Origin of the sequence: Halanaerobium congolense, assembly GCF_004366375.1 — a bacterium.
In the GTDB taxonomy this organism is placed as follows: Bacteria; Bacillota; Halanaerobiia; order Halanaerobiales; family Halanaerobiaceae; genus Halanaerobium; species Halanaerobium congolense.
Window position 1 is genome coordinate 89,438 of record NZ_SOEF01000002.1, and the last position, 25,299, is coordinate 114,736.

The 25,299-nt window shown below is 34.0% G+C and carries 23 protein-coding genes; all 23 read left to right on the forward strand.

What is annotated here, in order from left to right:
• The first annotated feature begins 18 nt into the window (after positions 1-18).
• The 23 genes from C7954_RS01260 (at position 19) to rnr (ending at position 25,296) form a co-directional block, all read left to right on the forward strand.
• Positions 19-1,419, forward strand: coding sequence for a DUF1302 family protein (locus C7954_RS01260; RefSeq protein ID WP_134058529.1), 1,401 nt, complete (start codon positions 19-21; stop codon positions 1,417-1,419).
• A gap of 102 nt (positions 1,420-1,521) precedes the next feature.
• Positions 1,522-1,692, forward strand: coding sequence for a DUF362 domain-containing protein (locus C7954_RS01265; protein WP_073161013.1), 171 nt, complete (start codon positions 1,522-1,524; stop codon positions 1,690-1,692).
• A 225-nt stretch (positions 1,693-1,917) separates the two neighbouring features.
• Positions 1,918-3,147, forward strand: coding sequence for a serine hydroxymethyltransferase (locus tag C7954_RS01270; RefSeq protein ID WP_134058532.1), 1,230 nt, complete (start codon positions 1,918-1,920; stop codon positions 3,145-3,147).
• A gap of 102 nt (positions 3,148-3,249) precedes the next feature.
• On the forward strand, positions 3,250-4,074 hold the full coding sequence (locus C7954_RS01275; RefSeq protein ID WP_073159595.1) for a Cof-type HAD-IIB family hydrolase: 825 nt from the start codon (positions 3,250-3,252) through the stop codon (positions 4,072-4,074).
• A 99-nt stretch (positions 4,075-4,173) separates the two neighbouring features.
• The gene (locus C7954_RS01280) at positions 4,174-4,836 is read left to right on the forward strand and encodes a DUF624 domain-containing protein (protein WP_073159597.1); all 663 of its coding nucleotides are present in this window, start codon (positions 4,174-4,176) and stop codon (positions 4,834-4,836) included.
• 33 nt (positions 4,837-4,869) lie between these two features.
• A complete protein-coding gene (locus C7954_RS01285) occupies positions 4,870-5,844 on the forward strand; it encodes an ROK family protein (protein ID WP_073159600.1) in 975 nt (324 codons plus the stop codon).
• Positions 5,837-6,754, forward strand: a complete 918-nt coding sequence (hprK, locus tag C7954_RS01290) for an HPr(Ser) kinase/phosphatase (protein WP_073159602.1) — start codon at positions 5,837-5,839, stop codon at positions 6,752-6,754. The genes C7954_RS01285 and hprK overlap by 8 nt, the downstream gene beginning before the upstream one ends.
• A gap of 29 nt (positions 6,755-6,783) precedes the next feature.
• Positions 6,784-7,722: a glucodextranase DOMON-like domain-containing protein gene (locus tag C7954_RS01295; RefSeq protein ID WP_073159604.1), complete on the forward strand. Its 939-nt coding sequence runs from the start codon at positions 6,784-6,786 to the stop codon at positions 7,720-7,722.
• 26 nt (positions 7,723-7,748) lie between these two features.
• Complete coding sequence (locus C7954_RS01300; RefSeq protein ID WP_089722816.1) at positions 7,749-8,714, forward strand: squalene/phytoene synthase family protein; 966 nt, start codon at positions 7,749-7,751, stop codon at positions 8,712-8,714.
• Positions 8,715-8,753: 39 nt separating this feature from the next.
• The gene (gene rapZ, locus C7954_RS01305; protein WP_133505738.1) at positions 8,754-9,602 is read left to right on the forward strand and encodes an RNase adapter RapZ; all 849 of its coding nucleotides are present in this window, start codon (positions 8,754-8,756) and stop codon (positions 9,600-9,602) included.
• A gap of 13 nt (positions 9,603-9,615) precedes the next feature.
• Positions 9,616-10,896 carry a gluconeogenesis factor YvcK family protein gene (locus C7954_RS01310; protein ID WP_089655191.1) on the forward strand — a complete coding sequence of 427 codons (1,281 nt, stop codon included), beginning with the start codon at positions 9,616-9,618 and terminating at the stop codon, positions 10,894-10,896.
• A 61-nt stretch (positions 10,897-10,957) separates the two neighbouring features.
• Positions 10,958-11,881 carry a DNA-binding protein WhiA gene (gene whiA / locus C7954_RS01315; RefSeq protein WP_073159612.1) on the forward strand — a complete coding sequence of 308 codons (924 nt, stop codon included), beginning with the start codon at positions 10,958-10,960 and terminating at the stop codon, positions 11,879-11,881.
• A 146-nt stretch (positions 11,882-12,027) separates the two neighbouring features.
• A complete protein-coding gene (locus C7954_RS01320; RefSeq protein WP_134058535.1) occupies positions 12,028-13,077 on the forward strand; it encodes a sugar-binding transcriptional regulator in 1,050 nt (349 codons plus the stop codon).
• Between the two features lie 108 nt (positions 13,078-13,185).
• Entirely contained in the window at positions 13,186-14,184 is a 999-nt protein-coding gene (gene gap / locus C7954_RS01325) for a type I glyceraldehyde-3-phosphate dehydrogenase (RefSeq protein WP_089655193.1), read from the forward strand.
• A 147-nt stretch (positions 14,185-14,331) separates the two neighbouring features.
• Positions 14,332-15,516 (forward strand): phosphoglycerate kinase, encoded by a 1,185-nt coding sequence (locus C7954_RS01330; RefSeq protein WP_089655194.1) that lies wholly within the window; start codon positions 14,332-14,334, stop codon positions 15,514-15,516.
• Positions 15,517-15,572: 56 nt separating this feature from the next.
• A complete protein-coding gene (gene tpiA / locus C7954_RS01335) occupies positions 15,573-16,337 on the forward strand; it encodes a triose-phosphate isomerase (RefSeq protein ID WP_073159620.1) in 765 nt (254 codons plus the stop codon).
• A 27-nt stretch (positions 16,338-16,364) separates the two neighbouring features.
• The gene (gpmI, locus tag C7954_RS01340; RefSeq protein WP_073159622.1) at positions 16,365-17,909 is read left to right on the forward strand and encodes a 2,3-bisphosphoglycerate-independent phosphoglycerate mutase; all 1,545 of its coding nucleotides are present in this window, start codon (positions 16,365-16,367) and stop codon (positions 17,907-17,909) included.
• Between the two features lie 139 nt (positions 17,910-18,048).
• Positions 18,049-19,335 carry a phosphopyruvate hydratase gene (eno, locus tag C7954_RS01345; RefSeq protein WP_134058538.1) on the forward strand — a complete coding sequence of 429 codons (1,287 nt, stop codon included), beginning with the start codon at positions 18,049-18,051 and terminating at the stop codon, positions 19,333-19,335.
• Positions 19,336-19,618: 283 nt separating this feature from the next.
• The gene (secG, locus tag C7954_RS01350) at positions 19,619-19,840 is read left to right on the forward strand and encodes a preprotein translocase subunit SecG (protein ID WP_134058541.1); all 222 of its coding nucleotides are present in this window, start codon (positions 19,619-19,621) and stop codon (positions 19,838-19,840) included.
• A 168-nt stretch (positions 19,841-20,008) separates the two neighbouring features.
• Positions 20,009-21,961, forward strand: coding sequence for a sodium-translocating pyrophosphatase (locus C7954_RS01355; protein ID WP_073159629.1), 1,953 nt, complete (start codon positions 20,009-20,011; stop codon positions 21,959-21,961).
• Positions 21,962-22,045: 84 nt separating this feature from the next.
• Positions 22,046-22,450 carry a PaaI family thioesterase gene (locus C7954_RS01360; RefSeq protein WP_110300991.1) on the forward strand — a complete coding sequence of 135 codons (405 nt, stop codon included), beginning with the start codon at positions 22,046-22,048 and terminating at the stop codon, positions 22,448-22,450.
• A 54-nt stretch (positions 22,451-22,504) separates the two neighbouring features.
• Positions 22,505-23,056: an HDIG domain-containing metalloprotein gene (locus C7954_RS01365; protein ID WP_089655197.1), complete on the forward strand. Its 552-nt coding sequence runs from the start codon at positions 22,505-22,507 to the stop codon at positions 23,054-23,056.
• Positions 23,057-23,148: 92 nt separating this feature from the next.
• Positions 23,149-25,296, forward strand: coding sequence for a ribonuclease R (gene rnr, locus C7954_RS01370; RefSeq protein WP_073159633.1), 2,148 nt, complete (start codon positions 23,149-23,151; stop codon positions 25,294-25,296).
• Positions 25,297-25,299: the final 3 nt, after the last annotated feature.

Genomic DNA, 25,299 nt, shown 5'->3' on the forward strand with positions numbered 1-25,299 from the left:
CGGGGGAGGGGTCTTAATATGAAACGAAAGATGTTTGAATCATTAGTTTTTTCGATGTTGATTATACTCTGCTTAGCTATTCCAGCAGCAGCTTTTGATGGTGGTGGTTTTTATGAAAGTGAAGTGGAAGATGAAGCTTTAGATATAACCGGTGAATTAGAACCAGAATTTAGAATATTCTCTGATGATGGAGAAATTGATGAAAATTTAACTGGAAATCTTAAGTTCAGCTATCCCGGTAAAACTCATGAATTTAAAGTATTAATTGATTTTCAACCTGGAGCAGTAGAAGAAATAGAATTTAATGAACTTTACTACAGATATTTTGGAAAAAAATATAATTTTTTGATTGGTAAACATGTAACTATCTGGGGTAAAGGTGATAAAGTTCATGTAGTTGATAATTTAAATGCTGAAGATATGAGTGATTTTATTAATCCTGAATATAAGGACCGACAAATTGGGGAAGAAATGATTAAAATTGATCGTTATTTTCGAGGAGGAAATGCTAACTTAGAATTTGTTTATACTCCTGATTTTACTCCAAATCGTCTGGCAGAGGATCCAGAGAGTCCTTTAGGAAATTGGGTGATTAACCCTTTTACAGCTCAGTTGTCTGATTTGACATTAAGAAAAATTTCTGCCGCGACTAATCAAACAGAAGCAGAGGTTATTTCACAGGTGAAAGATGCTGCAGCTGATGAAGATAATCAATTTGGCTTAAGATTTACAGACAGCCGTGGTGGTACTGATTATGGTTTAAGTTATTATAATGGATATTTAAGAACACCAGGTTATGATAAAGCTGCTTTAAATGCCAAATATAAAGAATTTAAAGCTGGAAATAGTACATTTTCTTCAGTTTTAGAAGCTGCTGACCTTCATTATGATTCAGTTGACGTCTTTGGTTTTGAGCTGGCCCGAGTGATTGCAGATATTAATAGTCGTTTTGAGTTAGCTTATTATAGAACAGATGATACTGCTGGAGATGATCCTACTGTTAGAAATAATAAGATTGCCTGGGTTATTGGTGGAGATCGTGATCTACCAATTAGTAATCTCAATCTAAACCTGCAGTTTACCGGTGAAAAGATATTAGATGATGATCAAATTGAAAATAATATTCTACAAGGCAGCAATGTTGATGCTGAATATGATGAAGATGGAGATTACACTACAAATAGAGCTATCTTAAAATTAGAAGATAGTTATCAAAATGAAAAAATTATTCCAGAATTAACCTGGATCTATAATTTAAATGACAATGATTACATTCTAGAAGCTGCAGTAGACTATGAATTGGAACAGGATTTAATCTTAACTTTTGCACATAAGATTTTTAGAGGAGACCAGGATACTACCTTTGGTCAATTCGAAGATAATGATTTCTCATCCTTTTCTTTAAAATACAGTTTTTAATTTTGTAAAGTAGTTGACAATCTAGTTCTGGATGGTTATAATAGTTTTGTGAACTTTTTACAAATAATTTAATAAAGCTGAATAGCAGGAGGTGAACAACAAATGGCTCATGTAATTTCAGATGATTGTATTTTGTGCGGTGCATGTGCACCAGAATGTCCTGTAGACTGTATCAGTGAAGGTGATACACAATATGAAATTGATGCTGATGAATGTATCGATTGTGCAGCTTGTGTTGCAGTTTGTCCAGTAGATGCTATCAGTCAAGCATAAACAGGCATAAATTTATAAATTTATAAATTTTTGAAAAAACCGGGGGACTAACTCCGGTCTTTTTCATTTTAAATTAAATTTAATTTTTTGAATTTTATTTTAAACAAGCAGCCAGAAGTTTAAGAAGGATTTACTTCGCTTTTAGAGAAGTAGTTTATTAAGGAAATAATAAAATCAGTTGAATAAAAATTTTAACTTAAAAATTATTAAGGAGATGAGCTTTTGATGCAGGAACTTAAAAAAATTGATCCAGAAATAGCAGCTGTAATTGCGGAAGAAGAAAAGAGACAAGATCAAAATATAGAATTAATTGCTTCAGAAAACTTTGTTAGTTCTGCTGTAATGGAAGCGGCTGGTTCAGTGCTGACCAACAAATATGCTGAAGGTTATCCCCGTAAAAGATATTATGGGGGTTGTGAGGTAATTGATAAAGCAGAAGAACTGGCTATAGCAAGGGCAAAAAAGTTGTTTGGTGCTGAACATGCTAATGTTCAACCACATTCTGGTTCACAGGCTAATCAGGCAGTATATTTTTCTCAGGTACCAAAGGGTGGTACAATTTTAGCAATGGACTTAACCCACGGTGGTCATCTAACACACGGCAGCCCGGTGAATATGTCTGGTAAATATTATAATTTTATTCATTATGGAGTGACAAAGGATAAAGAAATTATAGACTATGATCAGGTTAAAGCTTTGGCAGAAGAACATAAACCAGACTTAATTGTGGCAGGTGCCAGTGCATATCCTAGAGTAATTAATTTTAAAACCTTCAAAAAAATTGCTGATTCAGTAGGGGCTCTCTTTATGGTTGATATGGCTCACATTGCTGGACTAGTAGCAGCTGGTCTGCACCCTAATCCTGTAGAAACAGCTGATTTTGTAACAACTACAACACATAAAACTTTAAGAGGAACAAGAGGTGGAATGATACTCTGTAAAGAAAAATATGCCAAAGAAATAGATAAGGCTATTTTCCCTGGCTTACAGGGCGGACCGTTAATGCATATAATTGCTGCCAAAGCTGTTGGTTTCAAAGAAGCTTTAACAGATGAATTTATGGATTATCAGCAGCAGATTATTGACAATGCCCATACCTTAGCAGAAGCTTTAAAAGGATATGGAATGAGACTTGTATCTGGTGGAACTGAAAATCACATGATGCTTGTTGATCTAACAAATATGAATATTACTGGGAAAGAAGCGGAAGAAGCTTTAGATAAAGTTGGTATTACAGTAAATAAAAACACAATTCCGTTTGAAACCAAAAGTCCCTTTGTTACAAGTGGAATCAGAATTGGAACTCCTGCTGTTACAACCAGAGGTATGGGAAAGAAAGAAATGAAAAAAATAGCAGAATTTATTTTTGAAGCTTTAAAAAACCTTGAGGATGAAGAAAAACTTAAGCAAATAAAAAAAGAGGTATATGCTTTTTCTGCTAAATTCATAAAATAATATTTGCAATTTAATTACTTATAGGGCTGGGGGAACCCGGCCATTTTTTTAAAAAAAATAAGAAAATAAGAAAATAATAATTTTAGAAAAGGTGATAATAAAATGAGTGTTAAATTAATAGTTTTTGATTTAGATGGAACTTTATTAGATATTGAGCATCAACTCCATGATAAAACTATAGAAGCAGTAAAAAAAGTTAGAAAAAAGGGAATTAGGACTATTGTTGCTACCGGTAGAATGTACTGTTCAGCTAAACCACATACAAGCCGTTTAGAAATGGTTGATCCAATCATAACTTATAATGGAGCTTTAGTTGTAAACCCGATAAATGAAGAACAGCTTTTTCATGAGCCAATCCCATTTGAAACCGCTGATAAAATTACTAAAATGGTAGTTCAAAATGATTACCATTTACAGCTGTATATTGATGATAAGCTTTATGTTGCAGAAGAAAATGAGTTTACAGATAAATATTATAAAATTTCAGGGATAGAGCCTAATTATGTTGGTAGATTAGATAAGTTCTTAGATGCTGAACCGACTAAGATGTTAATAATTGAAGAAGATGAAGATAGACAGGTTGAGATTAAAAACTTTTTAGAAGAAAATTTTGATAGTAAAATAGAGCTTTCTTCTTCTTATCCTTCTTTTATTGAAATTACTAAAAAGGATATTTCTAAGGCAGTTCCCTTAAAAGAACTTGCAGCTAAATATGGTATTAAAAGAGAAGAAATTATGGCTTTTGGGGATGGACTCAATGATTTAAAAATGATCGAATGGGTTGGAAAAGGAGTTGCAATGCAGAATGCTCATTCAGAACTGCATGAACACTCTGATGATACAGCACCTAATCATAATGATTTTGGGATAGCAAGATATTTAAAACAGTATTTTGATTTAGATTTAGAAATCCCAGCTCAGAAATAGCACTGCTGGGCCTTCAGAATTATGCAATTTTAAGCTATATATGTTATAATAAAAGATAGGAGTCAGCTATGTTAGCTGAGCAAATTTGGAGGGGTTTATTTGGAAATTTTTTCAATATTGAAATCCACTTTTAAAGATTTTTATGAAAATTTATTTAAGTTTGTTTTATTAAGCACAGCTTGGTTTATCGGCAGTTTTTTATTGTTATTTTTTGTTTTAATTGCACTGAATAGTGGCTTGTATTTGCTGTTATTAATTCCTGTGATTTTTTTAGGTCCACTATTTTTAACTTCACTTTATGGTGCTGATCAAATTATGGAAGAAGGAAGAATTGCTTTTAAATCAATTTTTAGTTATTTTAAAAATGAATTCTGGCGGGGATTTTTAGCCTTTTTATTTTCATTAATTTTGTATATAATCTTTGCAGTGGATTTAAGATTTTTCTTAATTAGAGGCCAGGATAATATTTGGCTTTTGGCTTTTGCTTTTTTATTTGCCTATTTTTTAATTTATTTTACGATTTACCAAATTTATTTTTGGGGTCTTTTGATTATTCAAAAAGAGAGCTCATTTAAAGAAATTTTAAAAAATGCTTTAGTTTTAAGTTTAGATAATATAATTTTTTCCTTATTATTATTTTTAGTGGTTTTCGTTCTAACAGCTATTTTAACAGTTATTGGGATAGGACTTCCAGCAGGTTTTATTGGGATAATTGGATTATTGATTATACATAGTACTAAAGCAATACTTGCTAAGTATTAAAGCATATTTAGTAATTTGAGAGGGGAATAATTTATGAAAGAATATTATTTAGGTTTGGACTTAGGTGGGACAAAAATTTTAACAGGTCTTGCCGATACTCAGGGTAATATCATCACAAGATCCCGTAAAGAAACAGAGGCTAATCTTGGTGAAGATAAAATAATTGCAAATATGATAGAGACTATAGAAACAGTAATTGAAAAAGCAGGAGTAAAAAAAGAGGAGGTAAAAACTTTAGGTATCGGAAGTCCGGGGCCACTTGATGCTCAAAAGGGAATTATTATTGAAAATTCGAATTTACCCTGGAAAAATGTAGCTCTTGTGGAAAGGATGGAGTCTGCACTGGGAATTAAAACTATCTTAAAAAATGATGCTAATGCTGCTGCTTTAGGTGAAAAGTGGTTTGGTGCCGGAAGAACAGTAGATAATATGGTCTATTTAACTATTTCAACTGGTATTGGTGGTGGTGCTGTCATTAATAAAGAACTTTTTACAGGAATTAATGATAATGCCTGTGAGATAGGACATACAGTTATTGATCCAGATGGCCCACTCTGCGGTTGTGGTAACCACGGCTGTTTAGAATCTTTTGCTTCAGGAACTGCCATCGGACGCGAAGCAAGAGAAGCGGCAGCAGCTGGTAAAAGTAAAAAAATGCTTGAATTAGCAGATAATATTGTCGAAGATATTGATGCTGTCATTTGTGCTCAAGCTGCTTATCAGGGAGATCAGGCAGCGTGCGAAATTTTTGAAAAGGCTGGCTATTATTTAGGTATTGGCTTAGGTAATGTTGTAAATATCTTTAATACAGAAATGATAATTTTAGGTGGTGGAGTAATGAAAGCTTCTGATCTCTTTTTAGATCAGGCTTTAGCAACAATGAAGGAAATTGCCTTACCAGGGCCTTTAGAAATAGTAACAGTTACAGAAGCGGAACTTGGATCAGATATTGGTTTAATGGGCGCTATTGCTGTAGCAATGGAAGATAAGTTGATGAAAAATGAATGAAGAAGATAAGGTTTTAGTTCTTGATATATTCAATCGTTTTGATTTAGAAATTCGAGCTGGACGTTCTGGTATAAAACGTGAAGTAAAGGTTAGTGATATTAAAAGACCAGGAATAGAGTTGGCTGGTTTTTGGAAGCACTTTGCACCTGAGCGGGTAAATTTAATTGGTAGAACGGAATTGTCTTTTTTAAAAGGGCTTGGTGAAGAAATTCTAAAAAAAAGAATAGATGAATATGTAATCCATGACCCAGTTTGTATTATAATTGCTCGAGGCGAGGCTGTACCAAGTTATTTAATTGATAAGGCAAATGAAAATGGGATACCAGTTTTTTCAACAAAAATATCAACAACTAGATTTAGCAGTATGCTTCTTAATTATTTAGAGGAAAAACTAGCTCCTATTAAAGTAATACATGGTGTATTAGTTGATATTTATGGTATCGGTGTTTTAATTAAGGGACAAAGTGGTATCGGAAAAAGTGAAACTGCTATTGAGCTTGTAAAAAGAGGACATCGGCTGGTTGCAGATGATATTATAGAAATCAAAAAAATTGGCGAATTGCGCTTAAGTGGTTCTGCTCCCAATAATTCCCGCTATTTTTTAGAGATGCGGGGAATTGGTATAATAAATGTTAAAACATTGTTTGGTGCAGGTGCTGTTAAACATGATTCTCCTATTAATCTTGCCATTAAATTAGAAAGATGGGAAGAAGGGGAAGAATATGAAAGACTTGGCATTGACAGCCGCAAAACTGAAATAATGGATTTAGAGATTGATGAAATTGTAATTCCAGTTAAACCAGGTAGAAATTTAGCCTTAGTGCTTGAGGTTGCCGCTATGAATTATAGGATGAAAACTATGGGCTATAATGCAGCTGTCGACTTCACAGAAAATATTATGAATAAATAAAACTCTGTATTTACAGTAGAGGTGTAAAAATGGCTCTTAAAATTATGAAGAATAAAAGCTTAAAATTGATTATAATTTTAGTTATATGTCTTTTTTCTTTAACATCAGCTGTAAATGCAGATGGCTATAAAGTTATTTTTAACCATATTGATGGAGTCGGAGATGATTATGGTCCAGGAGATTATTATTATCCTCAAAATCATATTTTTCAAAATAGAGGTCATTTATTTGACTTAAATTCTCTGACAATTTTTGAAGGTGAAGCCAATTATAAATTTAGATTTTCTTTTTCAAATTTAACTGATCCTTGGAGGGCAAAATTTGATTTTTCATTACCTTTAATAGAACTTTATCTTGACACTCAGTCGGGTGGCAGCAATCAACTTTTTAATGACGGAGCTAATATAAGTTTTAAAGATGACTTTTATTGGGACAATTTTTTGAAAATCAGTGGTTTTTGGGTTAAATTATTTAATCCAAACAGCCGCAAAGAAACAATACTTAATATTAATGATTTATCACTTATGGTTCCCAGTTCAAATGATAATATCTCAGTAAATAGAGATGGAAATTTTATTTTTTTAGAAATCCCTAAAGCTGAAATTAATTTAGCTCAAAATAGTAAAATCATTGTTTTGATTGGGAGTTTTGATCCTTTTGGTTATGATCACTTTCGTTCATTATCAAACAGCAGAAGTTACTGGCAGATATATTCTGGAAATAAGAGTTCTAATCCTCAAAGTACTAGAGTTCTTGATATATTAGTTCCAGGAGGGGAAAGCCAAAAACAGATTTTAAAGGGAGAACTGCCGCAGCTTCCGTATTTAAAAATTGATTTTGAAAAAGCTGAAACAGAACCAACAGTTGTAGATTATTTGATGTCGATAAATAAAATCTCAATAGCTATATTGGTATTATATATGTTATTATTAATTTTTGTTATTTTTAGATTTAAATATGAGAAATAAATTTTTGTTTGTGATGAGGTGAGATAATGAAATCAGATCCTATGGAATTTGCCAAAGATATTTTAAGCAGAGTTTCTAGAAGTTTTGCACTAACAATTCCTATGTTAGATGAGGAAATAAAAAATGAGGTGCTTTTAGCTTATCTGCAGGATAGAATATTAGATAATTTTGAAGATGAGATTCATCCTCCGGATTTGGAACTGCAGAAAGAAATGATGGATAAAGTCAGCAGAATATTTTCTACAGAGGAATATGACCGCAGCTCGGATTTTAGAGTCATTAAAGATAAATCAGAATTAATTGAGTCTGAATCTCTGCAGAAACTTACTAAAAACATTGATTTGATCTATCAGTGTTATCAAGATTTTGATTTGGATATCCAGAAAATATCACATAAATGGCTGCAGGAAATGAATCAGGGAATGCAAAAATATTTAACAAAAGAAGTTCAAACTTTTGCAGATCTTGATGAATATTGTTATTATGTAGCAGGAACTGTTGGAGGCTTTTTAACTGAAACTATTATTTATAAGTTTGATATTAATCAAAAAAAGCAGCAGGTATTATTAGATAATTTTAATCAAGCAGGTTTGTTTTTGCAAAAAGTAAATCTAATTAGAGATATTAGAGAAGATTTGGAAAGCAGAGATAAACATTTTTGGCCTCTAAAAGAATTAAATATCAGTGAGGTAGAATTATCTAATTCAAGGAATGAAGAAAAAGCGCTTGAAGCCTTGTCAAAAATGCTGAGTGATTTAAAAAGTCATATTCCAGCTTTGAAAAAATATTATCAGGCTTTACCAAAAGAACTTAAAGGTTACAAAAAGTTTTTTGCAGTTAATAATGCTTTAGGTCTGGCAACAATTGATAAATTAGAAAATAATGCAGATGTTTTTTATGGGAAGAAACCTATAAAGGTTTCTAAACTTAAGTTTTTAAATATTATGAGGGCACCGGAGAAGAAGTTTTTAGATTACTGCAGTCAAGAATAGATTTTACAAAAGACATTTTGGAAGGAGACTACTACTTAGATGGAATTTTTACTTATTACAGGTATGTCAGGAGCAGGTAAATCTCTGGCCTTGAATTATTTTGAAGACAGAGGCTTCTTTTGTGTTGATAACTTACCTCCTGCTTTAATTTCAAAATTTGCAGAACTATGTCTGCAGTCTGATTTAGAAAAAATCGCTCTTGTAAGTGATATAAGGGGAAGAGAATTTTTTAATGAACTATATAAAGAGTTATCACAAATAGAAAAAATGAATTTGAATTATGATATATTATTTTTAGAAGCATCTGATGATGTATTAATCAGAAGGTATAAAGAAACCAGAAGAAGACATCCTTTGGATGAAGAAGGTAGAATTTTAGATGCAATTGAAAGAGAAAGAACACTTTTAGAAGAATTAAGAGGTAGGGCCACTAAAATTATTGATACAGGAGAATTAAAAATTTCTGAATTACAGGAAGAATTAAATCAGCTGTTTTTAAGCGGAGCTGACAAAAATTCGCTTCATCTCAGTTTAATTTCTTTTGGTTTTAAATATGGAATCCCCAGAGATGCTGATTTAGTTATGGATGTTAGATTTTTAGCTAATCCTTATTATGTAGAATCTCTAAAAGAAAAAACGGGTAAGGATCAGGAAGTTAGAGATTATGTTTTGAAATGGCCAGCTACAGAAAAATTTTATAATAAATTTTTTGATTTAATAAATTTCTTACTGCCAGAATATAAAAGAGAAGGAAAAAGTCATCTTTCAATAGCAATTGGATGTACTGGTGGTAAACATCGCTCGGTAACTACTGTAATTAAGTTGGCAGAGTTTTTAGCCAATCAAGATTTTAGTATTAATATAGAACACAGGGATATCGAAAAATAGAGGAAGTGTAATTATGAATTTGCCAAAGTGGTTTTTCCCAGGCTTAGGAGTTAAAAGATGGTTTTTAGTTATAATATTTTCTTTTGTATTAATTAGTGTAGGGATAACCCCTTTATTTGGTTTTGATCTCAGTGTTTATGTGACAAATGAATTGATTTCAATATTAAATATATTTTTTGGTAAACAAGCTAATCTAATTTTGAAATTAACAGCTTTGTTAATGATCTTAAGTGGGATTTCTTTGACATATTATTCTCTCTTAAAAATAAGGTTAGAATTTAACACTCATATTACACCTCATGCTGAAATTTTAGACTTGTTATATGAAAAGCGAAGATCTAATAAAGGACCTGAAATTGTTGCTTTTGGAGGGGGAACTGGTCTTTCAAACCTTCTGCGCGGGCTTAAAAAGAATAGTGATAATTTGACAGCAGTGGTCACAGTTGCTGATGATGGTGGTAGTTCTGGCAGATTAAGAAATGAAATGGGGATTTTACCCCCTGGTGATATTCGGAACTGTCTTGTTGCTTTAGCAGATAGAGAACCATTAATGGAAAAATTATTTCAACATCGCTTTGAATCTGAAGGTGGTCTGGAGGGACACAGTTTTGGTAATTTATATATTGCTGCCATGACAGAAGTTCTTGGCGATTTTGAAGAAGCTGTTAGAGCCTCAAGTAAAGTTTTAGCAATTAAAGGTAAAGTTCTGCCGGCAACAAATGAAGATATTAAATTGGGGGCTGTCTACCATGATCAGGAAAAAAGAATGGGAGAATCAGCTATTCCGGTTTATGATAAAGAAATAAATAAAGTCTTTTTATATCCAGAAAATGCAAGTACAACTCCTGAAGTTAGAGAATCAATTCGCAAAGCTGATGTTATTATAATCGGTCCTGGTAGTCTTTATACCAGTATTTTACCAAACTTATTAGTAAAAGGAATTACTGAAGAAATTAAAAATACAGATGCTTTAAAATTATATGTTTGTAATGTTATGACCCAGCCTGGTGAGACAGATAATTATACTGCTGCAGATCATGCTAAAGCTATTATTGACCACTGTGGTCCAGGGATTTTTGATTACATCATTGTAAATAATCGTCAGGGGACAAAAGAATTACAAAAAAAATATGAAGCTGAGGGTGCTTATCCGGTTAAAATTGATCATCAGCGCTTAAAAGATTTGGGAGTTAAAATTATAGAAGCTGATCTTTTGAAAAAAAATAGTTATTTGCGTCATGATCCGGATGAATTAGCCCAACTGATTTACGAATTAAATAAGAAGTATAATTGAAATTAGATAAGATGTGTTAAAATATATTGTAGTCTTAAAGATTATTCTGAAAGGAGATTAAATGTCTTTTACAGATAAAGTTAAAGAAGAGTTAACTCATAAAGATAAATATAGTTATTCTGAACAGTTATCAGAGTTATCTGCTTTGATCAGAATAGATGGATCAATTCAAATCTCTAATAAACATTTAGCTGTTAAAGTTACTCTGTATCACGGAAACTTAGCTAGAAGAATTTATTCTTTAATAAAAAACCGTTTTGGTTTTAGTATAGAAATTAGAGTTAGGCGGGATAGAAAGTTCAATTTAAGCCACAGTTATGATATTATTGTTACTCCTCAACCTGGAGTACGAGAATTTTTGTTAGAATTAGGTTTTCTTACTCCGAAAAACAATTTAGTTTTTCATATTAAGGAGGAATATTTAACTTCTAGAAAGCTGGCTCAAGCTTATCTTCGCGGTATTTTTTTAGGCGGTGGTTCTGTTAATAGCCCGCAGAGCGAATATCATTTAGAATTTCGCTGTGAAAGAGATAGTTTGGCCGATGATCTAAAAATACTATTGTCTAAATTTGATTTAAAAGCACACCAAACAGAGCATAAAGGTTATAAAGTGATTTATTTTAAAAGTTATGCTGAAGTTGTTAAAGTATTGAATATTATTGGGGCCCATCAGGCTATGTTAAAGATGGAAAATGATCATATTATTAAAGAATTAAAAAATGATGTTAACCGCAGAGTTAATTTTGAAACTGCAAATTTAGAAAAATCAGTATCAGCTGCAATGGATCAGCTGGAATATATAGATATTATTGAGAGAGAAAATGGACTCGATTCATTAAGCCCTGGATTAAGGGAGATGGCAGAGCTTCGAAGAAAAAATCCTTATGCCTCTCTAAAAGAGCTAGGAGAAATGATTGAACTTAGTAAATCAGGAGTTAATCACCGTTTGCGCAGAATAAAAAAAATTGCTCAAAATTTAACTTGAAATTATCTGAAAAGATGATATAATGTATTTGGAAGTTAAAAAATAAATATAAACTTGTTGCTGATTTAAATATCAGCTTTGTTTTTGGCTGTATCGGGACAATTTTGTTCCATTTGGACAAAAACGTTCCAGCGTGGAGGTTAAACATGAATAAATTGTTTAAAATTCAGCAAAAAATTGTACCTGAAATTGTAAAGACAGCTCAACAAAGATATAATATTTTACGTGGTATTTATTATAATCAGCCAATTGGCAGAAGAGCTCTAGCCAGGATATTAGGATTAAGTGAAAGAACAATCCGTAATGATCTAGAATTCTTTGAAAAAAAATCTCTTATAACTATTAGTCCCGCTGGTACTCAAATTACTAGAATTGGAGAAGAATTTCTGGTAGAATTAGATGAGTATATTAAAGAATTAAGGGATATTAGTTGTTTAGAAAATAAATTAGAAAAGATTCTGGGCATTGAAAAAGTAAAACTGGTCAATGGGGCTGTTCCTGTAGGAGATTTAAGAGCTGAAATTGGTCGGATGGCTTCACAGCTTTTAAAGCATGAAATTAAAGATGGCGATATTTTAGCTGTAACTGGTGGAACAACATTGGCCAGGGTGGCTTCTGAAATGACATATAGTGCTGAACCAAAAGATGTAACTGTAGTTCCTGGCAGAGGTGGCTTAAGTGAAGATGTTGAAATACAGGCCAATACTATTGCTGCTAAAATTGCTAAAAAACTTGGAGGCACTTATCATCTTCTTCATATTCCGGACAATGTGGCTGAAGAAAATATTTATCATATTACAAAAGAACCAACTATTAAAAAAACTTTAGAAATTTTAAAAAAAGCTAATATTTTAATTCATGGAGTAGGAACTGCTGCTGATATGGCCGCTCGAAGAGGTATGAAAGATGCAGAAATTAAAGATCTTCTTCAGGCTGGTGCGGTTGGAGAAGCTTTTGGCTTTTATTTCAACTCAAAAGGTGAAATTATCTACTCTACAACAAGTGTTGGCTTAAATTTAGATGATCTGGAATCAATTAATAAAGTAATTGTTATTGCAGGAGGAGAAAATAAAGCAGAAGCTATTATTTCTGCAGTTTCTTCTAAATATCAGGATATTTTAATCACTGATGAAATTACAGCCCGAAAAATTATCTCTCTTAAGGGGGGTGAGGCCGAAGATAGGCTGGTAGATTGAAATCAGCATTCAGCAAGTTAGTGCTTAAACTTTCAAAACTTTTTTAAAATCTTTGTTTAGTAAATTAATTTGTAAGTGATTCATCATATTATAAGGAGGAATAAAATAATGACAAAAAGAGTAGCAATTAATGGATTTGGACGTATTGGTAGAGGGTACTTAAGATTAGTGGAAGGTAGAAACACTGATAAAATTGAAATTGTAGCAATTAATGATTTAGTGAATGTTGAAAACTTAGCTTACTTACTTAAGTATGATTCTGTACACGGTCGTTTTGATGGTACTGTAGAAGTTAAAGATGGTGATTTAGTAGTTAATGGTAAGAAAATTAAGGTTACCGCTGTTAAAGATCCTGCAGAGCTTCCCTGGGCTGAAAACGATATTGATGTTGTAATTGAATCAACTGGTGTATTCCGTAAAAAAGATCAGTTAATGAATCATATCGAAGCTGGTGCGAAAAAAGTTATTTTAACAGTTCCTGCTAAAGACAAAATTGACAATACTATTGTGCTTGGCGTTAATGACGATGATCTTTCTGATGATGATTTAATCGTTTCCAATGCCTCTTGTACAACAAACTGTCTAGCGCCTTTAGCTAAAGCATTAAATGATGAGTTTGGAATTGAAAAAGGTCTAATCACAACAATTCACGGTTATACAACAAGTCAGGCTATCTTAGATATGCCAGCTAGTAAAATTAGAAGAGGTAGAACAGCTGCTGAAAACATCATCCCTACAACTACAGGTGCTGCTATTGCAACAACAAAAGTACTGCCTGAATTAGAGGGTAAAATTGATGGTATGGCCATGAGAGTTCCTGTACCTGATGGTTCCTGTGTTGACGGAGTATTTACTTTAGAACAGGATGTAACTGTTGAAGAAGTAAATGCAATGTTTAAAAAGAAAGCAGAAGGCGAAATGAAGGGTATCTTAGGTTACACTGAAGAAGAATTAGTTTCCAGAGATATCATGGGACAGTTCGAATCTTCTAAAATTGACGCTCAATCTACTATGGTAGTTAATGGCAATATGGTTAAAGTTATCTCCTGGTATGATAATGAGTTAAGTTACACAAATAGAGTTGTAGACTTAACATTAAAGCTGTAATTAATAGATAAATTAATTTCAGGGACGGGCTTAGGCCTGCCCCTGAAATTTTAATCTCAACAAATTTTTTTGCTTAATTTTTAGTAATGTTTTTAATACTTGTCAGATCAAATTAGTAACTGCTAATTAATAATGGAGGTATAAAAAATGAAAAAAACACTGAAAGATATGGATTTTAAAGGCAAGAAAGTCTTAGTTAGAGTTGACTTTAATGTTCCTCTAAAAGATGGAGTTGTTGGAGATAAAACCAGAATTAAAGCTGCTTTACCAACAATCGAGTATCTAATAAAAGAAGAGGCAAAAGTATTACTCATTTCTCACTTAGGCCGTCCGGGTGGAGAGCCTAAAGATGATTTAAGAATGGACCCAGTAGCCAAAGCACTGGCTAATTTATTAAACAGAGAAGTTAAAAAGGCTGATGACTGCATTGGTGAAGAAGTTAAAAAAGCTGCTGATAATTTAGAAAATGGAGAGGTTTTAGTCTTAGAAAACAGCCGCTTCCACGCTGGTGAAAAGGCAAATGATCCAGAATTTGCAAAAGAATTAGCTTCACTTGCTGATTTATATGTAAATGATGCTTTTGGTGCTGCTCATAGAGCCCATGCAACAACAGTTGGAGTTACCGAATACTTACCAGCTGCTGCAGGCTTTTTAATGCAGAGAGAGTTAAATGCCTTAGGTGAAGTAATGGAAAATCCTGAAAGTCCCTTTGTGGCAATTATGGGTGGAGCTAAGGTTTCTGATAAAATAGATGTAATCAAAAATTTAATCAATAAAGTAGATAAGTTAATTGTTGCCGGTGGAATTGCAAATACATTCTTACTTGCTAAGGGTTATGAAGTTGGAGATTCTTTGGTAGAAGCGGACAAAGTTGAGCTAGCTAAAGAATTAATGGCTGAAGCTGAAGAAAAGGGTGTAGAGATTGTACTCCCAATTGATGTGGTAATTGCTGATGATTTCTCCAATGATGCAAATACTCAAACTGTAGCTGCAGATGAAATTCCTGCGGGCTGGCAGGTTCTTGATTGTGGTGGTCCTCAGAGCTTGGAAAATTATAAAGAAATTATTAAAAATGCTAAAACAGTTATCTGGAATGGACCATTAGGAGTATTTGAGATGGAGAAATTTGCCCACGGTACTGTTGAATTAGCAAAGGCCTTAGCCGAATCAGATGCCCACTCTGTAATTGGTGGTGGAGATTCTGCTGCTGCTATTAATCAGGCTGGAGTAGCTGATAAGATGAGCCATATTTCTACTGGTGGTGGAGCTTCCCTGATGTTCTTTGAAGGTAAAGAACTTCCGGGTGTTGCTGCATTAGACGATGTTGAGTAAATGTAGTCGAATCAAGATAATTGCTTTTTAAGCAAAATTTGAGGGGGAATATTAAAATGCGTAAACCATTTATTTGTGGAAATTGGAAAATGAATAAAAATGTTGAAGAAGCTGAAGCTATGATTACTGCTTTGAAAGATAAAGTTAAAGCTGTAGATAATGTAGAAATGGGTATCTGTCCTACTGCTCTCTGTTTAACAACAGTTAAAAAGGCTGCTGAGGGTAGTGATCTTGTTACAGGTGCTGAAAATATTTACTGGAAAGATGCAGGTGCTTATACTGGAGAAATTTCTGCTAAGATGTTGGCTGACAGCAATATCGAATATACTATTGTTGGCCACTCTGAAAGAAGAGAAATTTTTGGTGAAAGCGATTATGAAGTAAATAAAAAAGTTTTATCTGCACTGTCACATGGTGTGAAGCCAATTGTCTGTGTTGGAGAAACTTTAGAAGAAAGAAAAGCTGATCAAATAGAGGCAAAAGTTAATTTTCAGGTTGATTCTGCTTTAGCAGGATTAAGTGAAGAAGAGGTTGAAGATGTAGTAATTGCTTATGAACCAATCTGGGCAATTGGTACAGGAGAGACCGCTTCTGCCGAGGAAGCTAATCGTGTAATCGGAATTATTAGAAATAACATTAGAAAAGAATTTCCTAAGGCTGCTGATAAGATTAGAATTCAATATGGTGGTAGTGTAAAACCACATAATGTAGAAGAAATTATGGCACAGTCAGAGATAGATGGTGCTTTAGTTGGTGGAGCCAGCTTAGAAGCAGATTCCTTCTCTGAAATTATTTTAAAAACTGCCGAAATCTATAAGTAAATAAGTTAGATTATAAGGAGGATTATTATGGCAAGACCGAAACCACTGGCCCTAATTATTGCAGATGGGCTGGGTATAAATGAAAATGCAGAAGGGAATGCTGTCTATCAGGCAGATACTCCTTTCTTAGATAAATTAAATAAAGAGTATCCCCATTCAATCTTAAAACCTTCCGGGGAGGCTGTTGGACTGCCTGAAGGACAGATGGGTAACTCTGAGGTTGGCCACTTAAATATTGGTGCCGGCCGCATAGTTTATCAAGATTTTACAAGGATAAATAAAGCTGTGGAAGAAAAACACTTACTGGAAAATGAAGCTCTAAAAAAAGCAGTAGACCATGCTAAAGATAATGATGGTGCTCTGCATTTAATTGGGCTTTTATCTGATGGTGGTGTACACAGCCACATCAAACATCTCTTTGGTTTAATTGAAATGGCTGACCGGGCTGATTTAGAGAAGGTCTATATCCATCCTATCTTAGATGGAAGAGATACTCCACCTTCCAGTGGAACGGGTTACCTAAAAGAACTCCAGGAAGAATTGGATAAAGTTGGAACCGGCAAAATTGCTACTGTCAGCGGACGTTATTATACAATGGACCGCGATAACCGCTGGGAAAGAACCAAAAAAGCCTATGATATGTTAGTTTTAGGTGAGGGTAATAAGGCTGAAGATGCTGTAGAAGCTGTAGAAGCTTCGTATGCAGAAGATGTAGAAGATGAATTTGTGGTTCCAACAGTTATTACAGAAGATGGTGAACCTGTAGGACCAATGAATGATCATGATTCTGTGATTTTCTTTAATTTCAGAGCTGATAGAGCTCGTCAGATTACTCAGGCTTTAACTATTGACGGCTTTGATGCCTTTGAGCGTGAACCAGAACATCCAAAAGATTTATACTATGTTACTATGACAGAGTATGATGAAGAATTTGATCTACCTGTTGCCTTTGAGCCGGTAGAAATTGAAGATGGACTTGGTGAAGTTTTAAGCCGTGAAGGTTTAAAACAGCTTCGAATAGCTGAAACTGAAAAATATGCCCATGTAACTTTCTTCTTTAATGGAGGAGTTGAAGAGCCTAATCAAGGTGAAGATCGAATTTTAATTCCTTCACCACAGGTTGCAACTTATGAGATGCAGCCGGAGATGAGTGCTTATGAGGTAACAGATAAGCTCCTAGAAAAAATTGAGGCTGAAGAATATGATGTGATTATTCTAAATTATGCTAATATCGATATGGTTGGTCATACTGGCTTTATGGATGCAGCTATAAAGGCTGTGGAAACTGTTGATGAATGTCTATCTAAGATAGTCCCTGCTATTTTAGATAAAGGTGGACAGGCCTTAATCACAGCTGACCATGGTAATGGAGAAAAAATGAAAGAAGAAGATGGATCTCCATTTACAGCTCATACTGCTAACATTGTTCCCCTCTATTATGTAGGTGGTCCAAAAGATAAAGGTATAGCTTCTGGTAAATTAGCTGATTTAGCACCAACAATGTTAGAAATTTTGGGAATTGAAAAGCCAGATAAAATGACAGGAGACTCACTAATTATAGATAACAGGTAATATTGTGTCAGTCAGCTTATTTAAAATTTAATATAATCAGAAACTGAATATATTAATAAGCAGAAGCAGTTTTTACTGTTTCTGCTGAAATATAACTAAAAAAAGATTTACTGTAAAATTATAAGGAGGTTAATTAATAATGTTAAACACAACAATTGTAGATGTTTATGCAAGAGAAATTTTAGATTCACGCGGTAATCCAACTGTAGAGGTGGAAGTGATTCTTGAAGACGGTACTTATGGAAGAGCAGCTGTTCCATCTGGAGCTTCCACTGGTCAGTACGAAGCAGTTGAGTTAAGAGATGGTGGTGACCGCTATCTGGGTAAAGGTGTACTTAAAGCTGTAGAAAATGTAAATGAAATAATTGCACCTGAAGTTGTTGGCTTAGATGTTAGAGAACAGATTGAAATTGATAATCTGATGCGTGAGCTTGATGGAACAAATAATAAAGGTAAATTAGGTGCTAATGCAATCCTGGGTGTATCAATGGCAGCTGCTAAAGCAGCAGCAAATGCTACTGGAACTCAGCTTTATAATTACATTGGTGGAATGAATGCTAAAACTCTACCTGTTCCAATGATGAACATTTTAAATGGTGGAGAGCATGCTGATAACAATGTAGATTTACAGGAGTTTATGATTATGCCTGTTGGTGCAGTTAGCTTCCGTGAAGCACTGCAGATGGGTTCTGAAGTATATCACAACCTGAAAAAAGTGCTTCAGGAAAAAGGTTTAGGTACTGGTGTTGGTGATGAAGGTGGTTTTGCACCTGATTTAGGATCCAACGAAGAAGCTCTACAGGTAATTGTTGAAGCGATTGAAAAAGCTGGTTATGAAGCTGGAGAAGATTTTTATATTGCACTTGACCCTGCTGCAACAGAGTTTTATAAAGATGGTAAATATGTACTTGCAGGTGAAGGTGTAGAAAAAACTTCTGAAGAAATGATTGAATTTTACGCAGAATTAATTGATAAATATCCAATTATTTCAATAGAAGATGGTCTTGCTGAAGATGACTGGAAAGGCTTTGCTGAGATGACTGAAAGACTTGGTGACCGTCTACAGATTGTTGGAGATGACCTTTATGTTACAAATGTAGAGAGATTAAGCAGAGGTATTGAAGAGAAAAGCAGTAATTCTATCTTAATTAAGGTTAATCAGATTGGTTCCTTAACTGAGACTTTAGATACTATTAATATGGCTACAAGAGCAGGCTTTACTTCTGTTGTATCTCACCGTTCCGGTGAAACAGAAGACGTAACAATTTCTGATCTTGTTGTAGCAATGAATACTGGTCAGATTAAAACTGGTGCACCGGCTCGTTCTGAGCGTGTTGCTAAGTATAATCAGCTGCTGAGAATTGAAGAGAGCTTAGGCGATGCAGCTCAGTATGCAGGTAAAGAAGCATTTTTTAGCATCAAGTAAAATCAAATTATAAATGAAAGATAAAAGAGGCCGGGTAGAGTTATTTCTGCCGGGTCTTTTTTAAAAGAAATAATTATTGCAGAAATTTACAAAATAAATAGAAATGAAGCATCTAAAAAAATATAATTTCTGATTTATTAAATTTGTAAGCAGGGTAAAACTTTTGATTCTTATTTTTGCTATATAATATTGTATTTTTGAACTTTATGTGTTAAAATTAAAGTTGTGTTGAATTATGTATATTTAGCAATATTTTACTTAACTATTTGGAGGTGAGATTAAAATGTTTGTACTAAAGATTTTACATTTTATTATAGCGATTGGAGTAATTGTAGGGGTTTTACTGCAGTCAGGTAAAAGTGCTGGTTTATCAGGAGCCATTGATGGTGGTGCTACAACTTTTTTTGGTAAGTCGGGGAAAAAGATGGAAGATAAAATCAGTAAAGCAACAACTGCTGCTGCAATTTTATTTATGATCAATTCTTTAATCTTAGCTATATTTTAAACTTCATATTTAAGTAATAATTAATTAAAGAATCATTTAATAAAAGTGTTTCATCTAGTATCATAGGGGATTTTTATCAATTTTTATAAAATAAGCTAAAATAAAGGTGCTGACAAATGTCAGTATTTATAAGAAATTAAAAATATTAATTAATAAGGAGGTTGGTGCATGAATTTTTATACACCGCTAGCAGGAATAATTGCATTAATTTTTGCTTTTATACTTGCTGGAAAAGTTAAAAAAGAAAGTATGGGAACAGATAGAATGGCAGAGTTATCAGATGCAATCAATGAGGGAGCTATGGCTTTCTTAGGCCGCGAATACAAAATGTTAAGTGTGTTTGTAGCAGTAGTAGCTGTGATTATGGCCCTTGTACCGAGTCTAGGTTGGCAGTATGCAGCTTCATTTGTTTTGGGTGCATTTTTCTCTGCTTTAGCTGGATTTATCGGAATGCAGATTGCAACACAATCAAATGCAAGAACAACTCAGGCAGCTAAAACAGGATTAAATGCTGCTTTAAAAGTTGCATTCTCTGGTGGTACTGTAATGGGAATGTCTGTTGTAGGTTTAGGAACTTTAGGTCTTGGAATTTTATATATGTTCTTTTCTCACAATGTAGAATTTATTAGAGGATTTGCTTTTGGAGCCAGTTCTATTGCTTTATTTGCTCGTGTTGGTGGTGGTATTTATACTAAAGCTGCTGATGTTGGTGCTGATTTAGTTGGTAAGGTAGAAGCTGGGATCCCGGAAGATGATCCGCGTAATCCTGCTGTTATTGCTGATAATGTTGGTGATAATGTTGGTGATGTTGCAGGAATGGGAGCCGACTTATTTGAATCATATGTTGGTTCAATTGTAGCTGCTATGACTTTAGGAGTTGCTTTAAGTGTGGATCATGTTTTACTGCCGATGTTAATTGCTGCTTTAGGAATTATTGCTTCTATAATTGGTACTCGTTTTGTTAAAGCTAAAGAGGGTGGAAACCCTGCTAAGGCTTTAGAAAGAGGAACTTTAAGTGCTGCTGGAATCACAATTGTTGGTGCTTATTTTCTGGTAACTTCACTGACTGGAGAAATTGGAATATTTATAGCAATTATAGCCGGTTTAATCGCAGGAACTTTAATTGGTAGAATTACTGAGTACTATACTTCTGAACATTATGGCCCTGTAAAACATATAGCTCGTCAGTCACAGACTGGTACAGCAACTAACATAATTAGTGGTTTATCTGTTGGTATGAGAAGTACAGCCCTGCCGATTTTAGTTATTACTGCAGCAATTTATCTGTCTTATAATTTTGCCGGACTTTATGGTATTGCAATGGCTGCGGTAGGAATGCTTTCTACTACAGGTATTACTTTATCAGTAGATGCATATGGTCCTATCGCTGATAATGCTGGAGGTATTGCCGAGATGGCAGAGCTTGATTCTTCAGTAAGAGATATTACAGATAAATTAGACTCTGTTGGTAATACAACAGCTGCGATGGGTAAAGGTTTTGCAATTGGTTCAGCTGCTTTAACAGCTTTATCATTATTTGCAGCTTTCTCACAAGCAGTTGGTTTAGAGTCTATTTCTCTAACAAATCCTCAGGTTATTATTGGACTCTTCCTGGGAGCTATGCTTCCTTTCCTATTCTCCGCGATTACAATGGAGGCTGTAGGTAAGGCCGCAGGAGAAATGATCGAAGAAGTTCGAAGACAGTTTAAAGAAATGCCAGGTATTATGGAGGGAACTCAGAAACCTGATCACAGAAAATGTGTTGATATTTCAACAACAGCCGCTTTAAAAGAAATGATTTTACCAGGACTTTTAGCTGTAATTGTACCAGTAGTTGTAGGGCTCTGGGATGTACAGGCACTTGGTGGTCTTTTAGGTGGAGCCCTTTCTTCAGGTGTGCTCTTAGCTATTATGATGGCTAATGCAGGTGGAGCCTGGGATAATGCTAAAAAATATATTGAATCAGGGGCTTTTGGTGGTAAGGGTACAGATACTCATGCTGCTTCAGTTGTTGGTGATACAGTAGGAGATCCATTTAAGGATACATCTGGTCCATCCTTAAATATTTTAATCAAATTGATGACTATTGTTTCACTTGTATTTGCTCCGTTATTCATGTAAAATTATATATAGTAGTAAAGGATTAATTACCCTCCTTGTAGTTTATACTACTTGGAGGGTTTTCTTCTAGAAGGATGTGATAGAGTGACTGAAGCAGATGACAAAATGTGTTTTGCCTGTGGTCAAGAAAACCCAATATCTTTGGGACTTAAATTTGAGGAATTTGAGTCAGATAAAGTTAGGGGTGAATTCACTCCAGGTGAAAACCACCAGGGATATGATGGTATAATGCACGGGGGGCTAATTGCAACTTTATTAGATGAAGCGATGGCTCATGTAATTGGTTTTAAAGATATTAAAGCTTTTACCGCAGAACTTAATATTAGATTTAGAACTGCAGTAGAAATTGGGAAAAAGCTAAAGATTATTGGCGAATATAAAGGGACTAAGAAAAGTTCAATTGCCAATGTTCATTATACAGAAGCAGAAATTTATGATGAAGCTGGTAATTTAAAAGCTAAGGCAAAAGCAAAGTTTATGGAAGCTTAAAGTGGATTTTATATTTCAATATCATTAAGTATATTATCTGAAGGAGGAATCACTATGCAGAGAAATGAAGCACTGGAACTTATGGAGGAAAATATTAAACAGAAGAATTTACGTAAACACTGTCTGGCAGTTGAAGCAGTAATGGCCGAGTTAGCAAATTATTTTGATAAAGATGAACATAAGTGGCGTTTAGCTGGTCTGCTCCATGATATTGATTATGAAGATACTGCTGATCAGCCGGAAAAGCACAGCCAAATTGGAGCAGATATGCTGTCCAAAATGGGAATGGAAGCTAAAATAGTTGATGCGGTTAGAGCACACAATGGAATGCACGAGCTGCCTAGAAAGACTTTAATGGCTAAAGCTTTATATGCAGCAGATCCATTAACTGGTTTAATAGTTGCTTCAGCTTTAATTCATCCTGATAAAAAATTGGGATCATTGGATACAGAATTTGTTTTAAACCGCTATGGAGATAGTTCTTTTGCTAAAGGTGCAGACAGAGATGTAATTGCTTCCTGTAAAGAAATGGACTTAGAATTAAAAGAATTTGTTGATCTTTCTTTATCAGCAATGAAAGGTATATCTGATGAATTAGGCCTTTAAATAATATTTTTAAATTTTAATTAAATACAAATAGCTGCCAATTATGATAAAATTAAGCTCAGAATCACCAAAAAGATTGGGGATGATTATTAATGAGTGCAAGAAGTGAATTGTTAAAAAGATTGAGAGAAGATGTTCACCGTCCGCTAAGTAAAGAAGGAATTTTCCAGAAGTTTGAGATAGCCAAAGAGCAACAGCAGATGTTTTCTGATCTGCTGGATGATTTAATTAAATCTGGTCATATTTTTAAAAATTCTCAGGGTTTATATGGAGTTCCTGAAAAATTCAATTTAATTGGTGGACGAGTTGAAAAAATAGCTTCTGGGAATGCATTTTTAATTCCGGATAATCCAGAGAAAGATGATATTTATATTTCTTCAGCCAATATGAATGGTGCCATGCATAATGATAAGGTGTTTGTACGTCCCATTCGTTCTGATAGAGGTAAAAGTCAGGCAGGAGAAGTTGCAGAAATAATTGAGAGAGTAAATAAAGAAGTAGTCGGTAATTTAGAGAAATATAAAAATTATGGTTTTTTAATACCAGATAATAAAAGAATTTGTAATGATATTTTCATTCCACCTGAGGCTTTAAATCAAGCTCAAAATGGACAGAAAGTTGTTGCCAAAATAACCCGCTGGCCTGAAAAAAACAGAAATCCAGAAGGTGAAATAATAGAAATTTTGGGTAATAAAGATGATGCTGGTGTTGATATTGAGGCAATAATTCGTCAATTAGACTTGCCTGGAGAATTTCCGGATAAGGTTTTAAAACAGATTGAAAATATTCCTGATCAGGTCAATGAAAAAACGGTTAAAAAAGATGATGGGCGAGTGGATTTAAGAGATTTGAAGCTGGTAACTATTGATGGGCCAGATGCTAAAGATTTTGATGATGCTGTTTCTATAGAAAAGCAGGGTAGTGATGTTTATAGATTGGGAGTTCATATTGCTGATGTTAGTCATTATGTAACTGATAATAGTCCATTGGATAATGAAGCCTATTCCCGTGCAACTAGTATTTATTTAGTTGATCGAGTAATTCCAATGCTGCCCGAAAAATTATCTAATGGTATCTGCAGTTTGAATCCACAGGTTGATCGACTTACAATGACTGTATTTATAGACTACAGATTTCATGGAAAAAATGGAATTGAGATTATAGACCACGATATTACAAAATCAGTTATTAATTCCAATCATCGGATGACATATGGTGAAGTTCAGGATATTCTGGATAATAAAGAACAGGCTAAAAAAGAAGAATACAGTGATTTTATAGAAGAACTTGAAATGATGAATGAACTTCGCAGAAGACTGCGCAAAAATCGTTTTGCAGAAGGAAGTATGGATTTTAATTTTCCTGAGGTTAAAGTAGAGCTTGATGAAGATGGGCACCCGATTAATTTAAAGAAAAGAAGCCACGGAGAGGCAGAACAGCTAATTGAGGAATTTATGATTGCTGCCAATAGAATTGTGGCAGCTGAAATGTCATGGCGAGAAATGCCTTTTATTTATCGAGTTCATGAGGAACCTGATTTAGATAGAATGCAGCAGTTTAATGAATTTATCCATAACTTTGGTTACAGACTTAAAGGAGTTAAAAATGGAGTTCACCCCCGTGCTTTACAGGAAATTTTAGAAGCTGTAAGGGGAACAAAAGAAGAGAAAATAATCGAAACTGTGATGCTGCGTTCACTTAAAAAAGCAGTTTATTCTGAAAAAAATGTGGGTCACTTCAGTCTGGGAATTACTCATTACAGTCATTTTACCTCTCCAATTAGACGTTATCCTGATCTGACCGCTCATCGAATAATTAAGGAAACTATAACCGAAGGTTATTTAAGTCAGAAGCGTCAGGATGAATTGGATATAGAACTACCCAAAATAGCTGATCACTGCTCACTTCAGGAGAGAAGAGCAATGGACGCAGAGAGAGACTCAGTTGACCTGAAGAAGATTGAGTTTATGGAGGATAAGATTGGAGAAGAATTTGACGGTATTATTAGTGGAATTACAGGCTTTGGAATGTTCATTGAATTAGAAAATACTGTAGAGGGTTTGGTTCACATTAAAAATCTTCGTGATGACTACTACCATTATGATGAAGAAAAATATCATTTAATTGGAGAGCGAACAAAAAAGATTTATAGGATTGGTGATGAAGTTAGAATTAAAGTAACTAAGGTTAATCGAGATAAGCGAGAACTCGATTTTGAACTAATAGAAAAAATTGATTAGCAG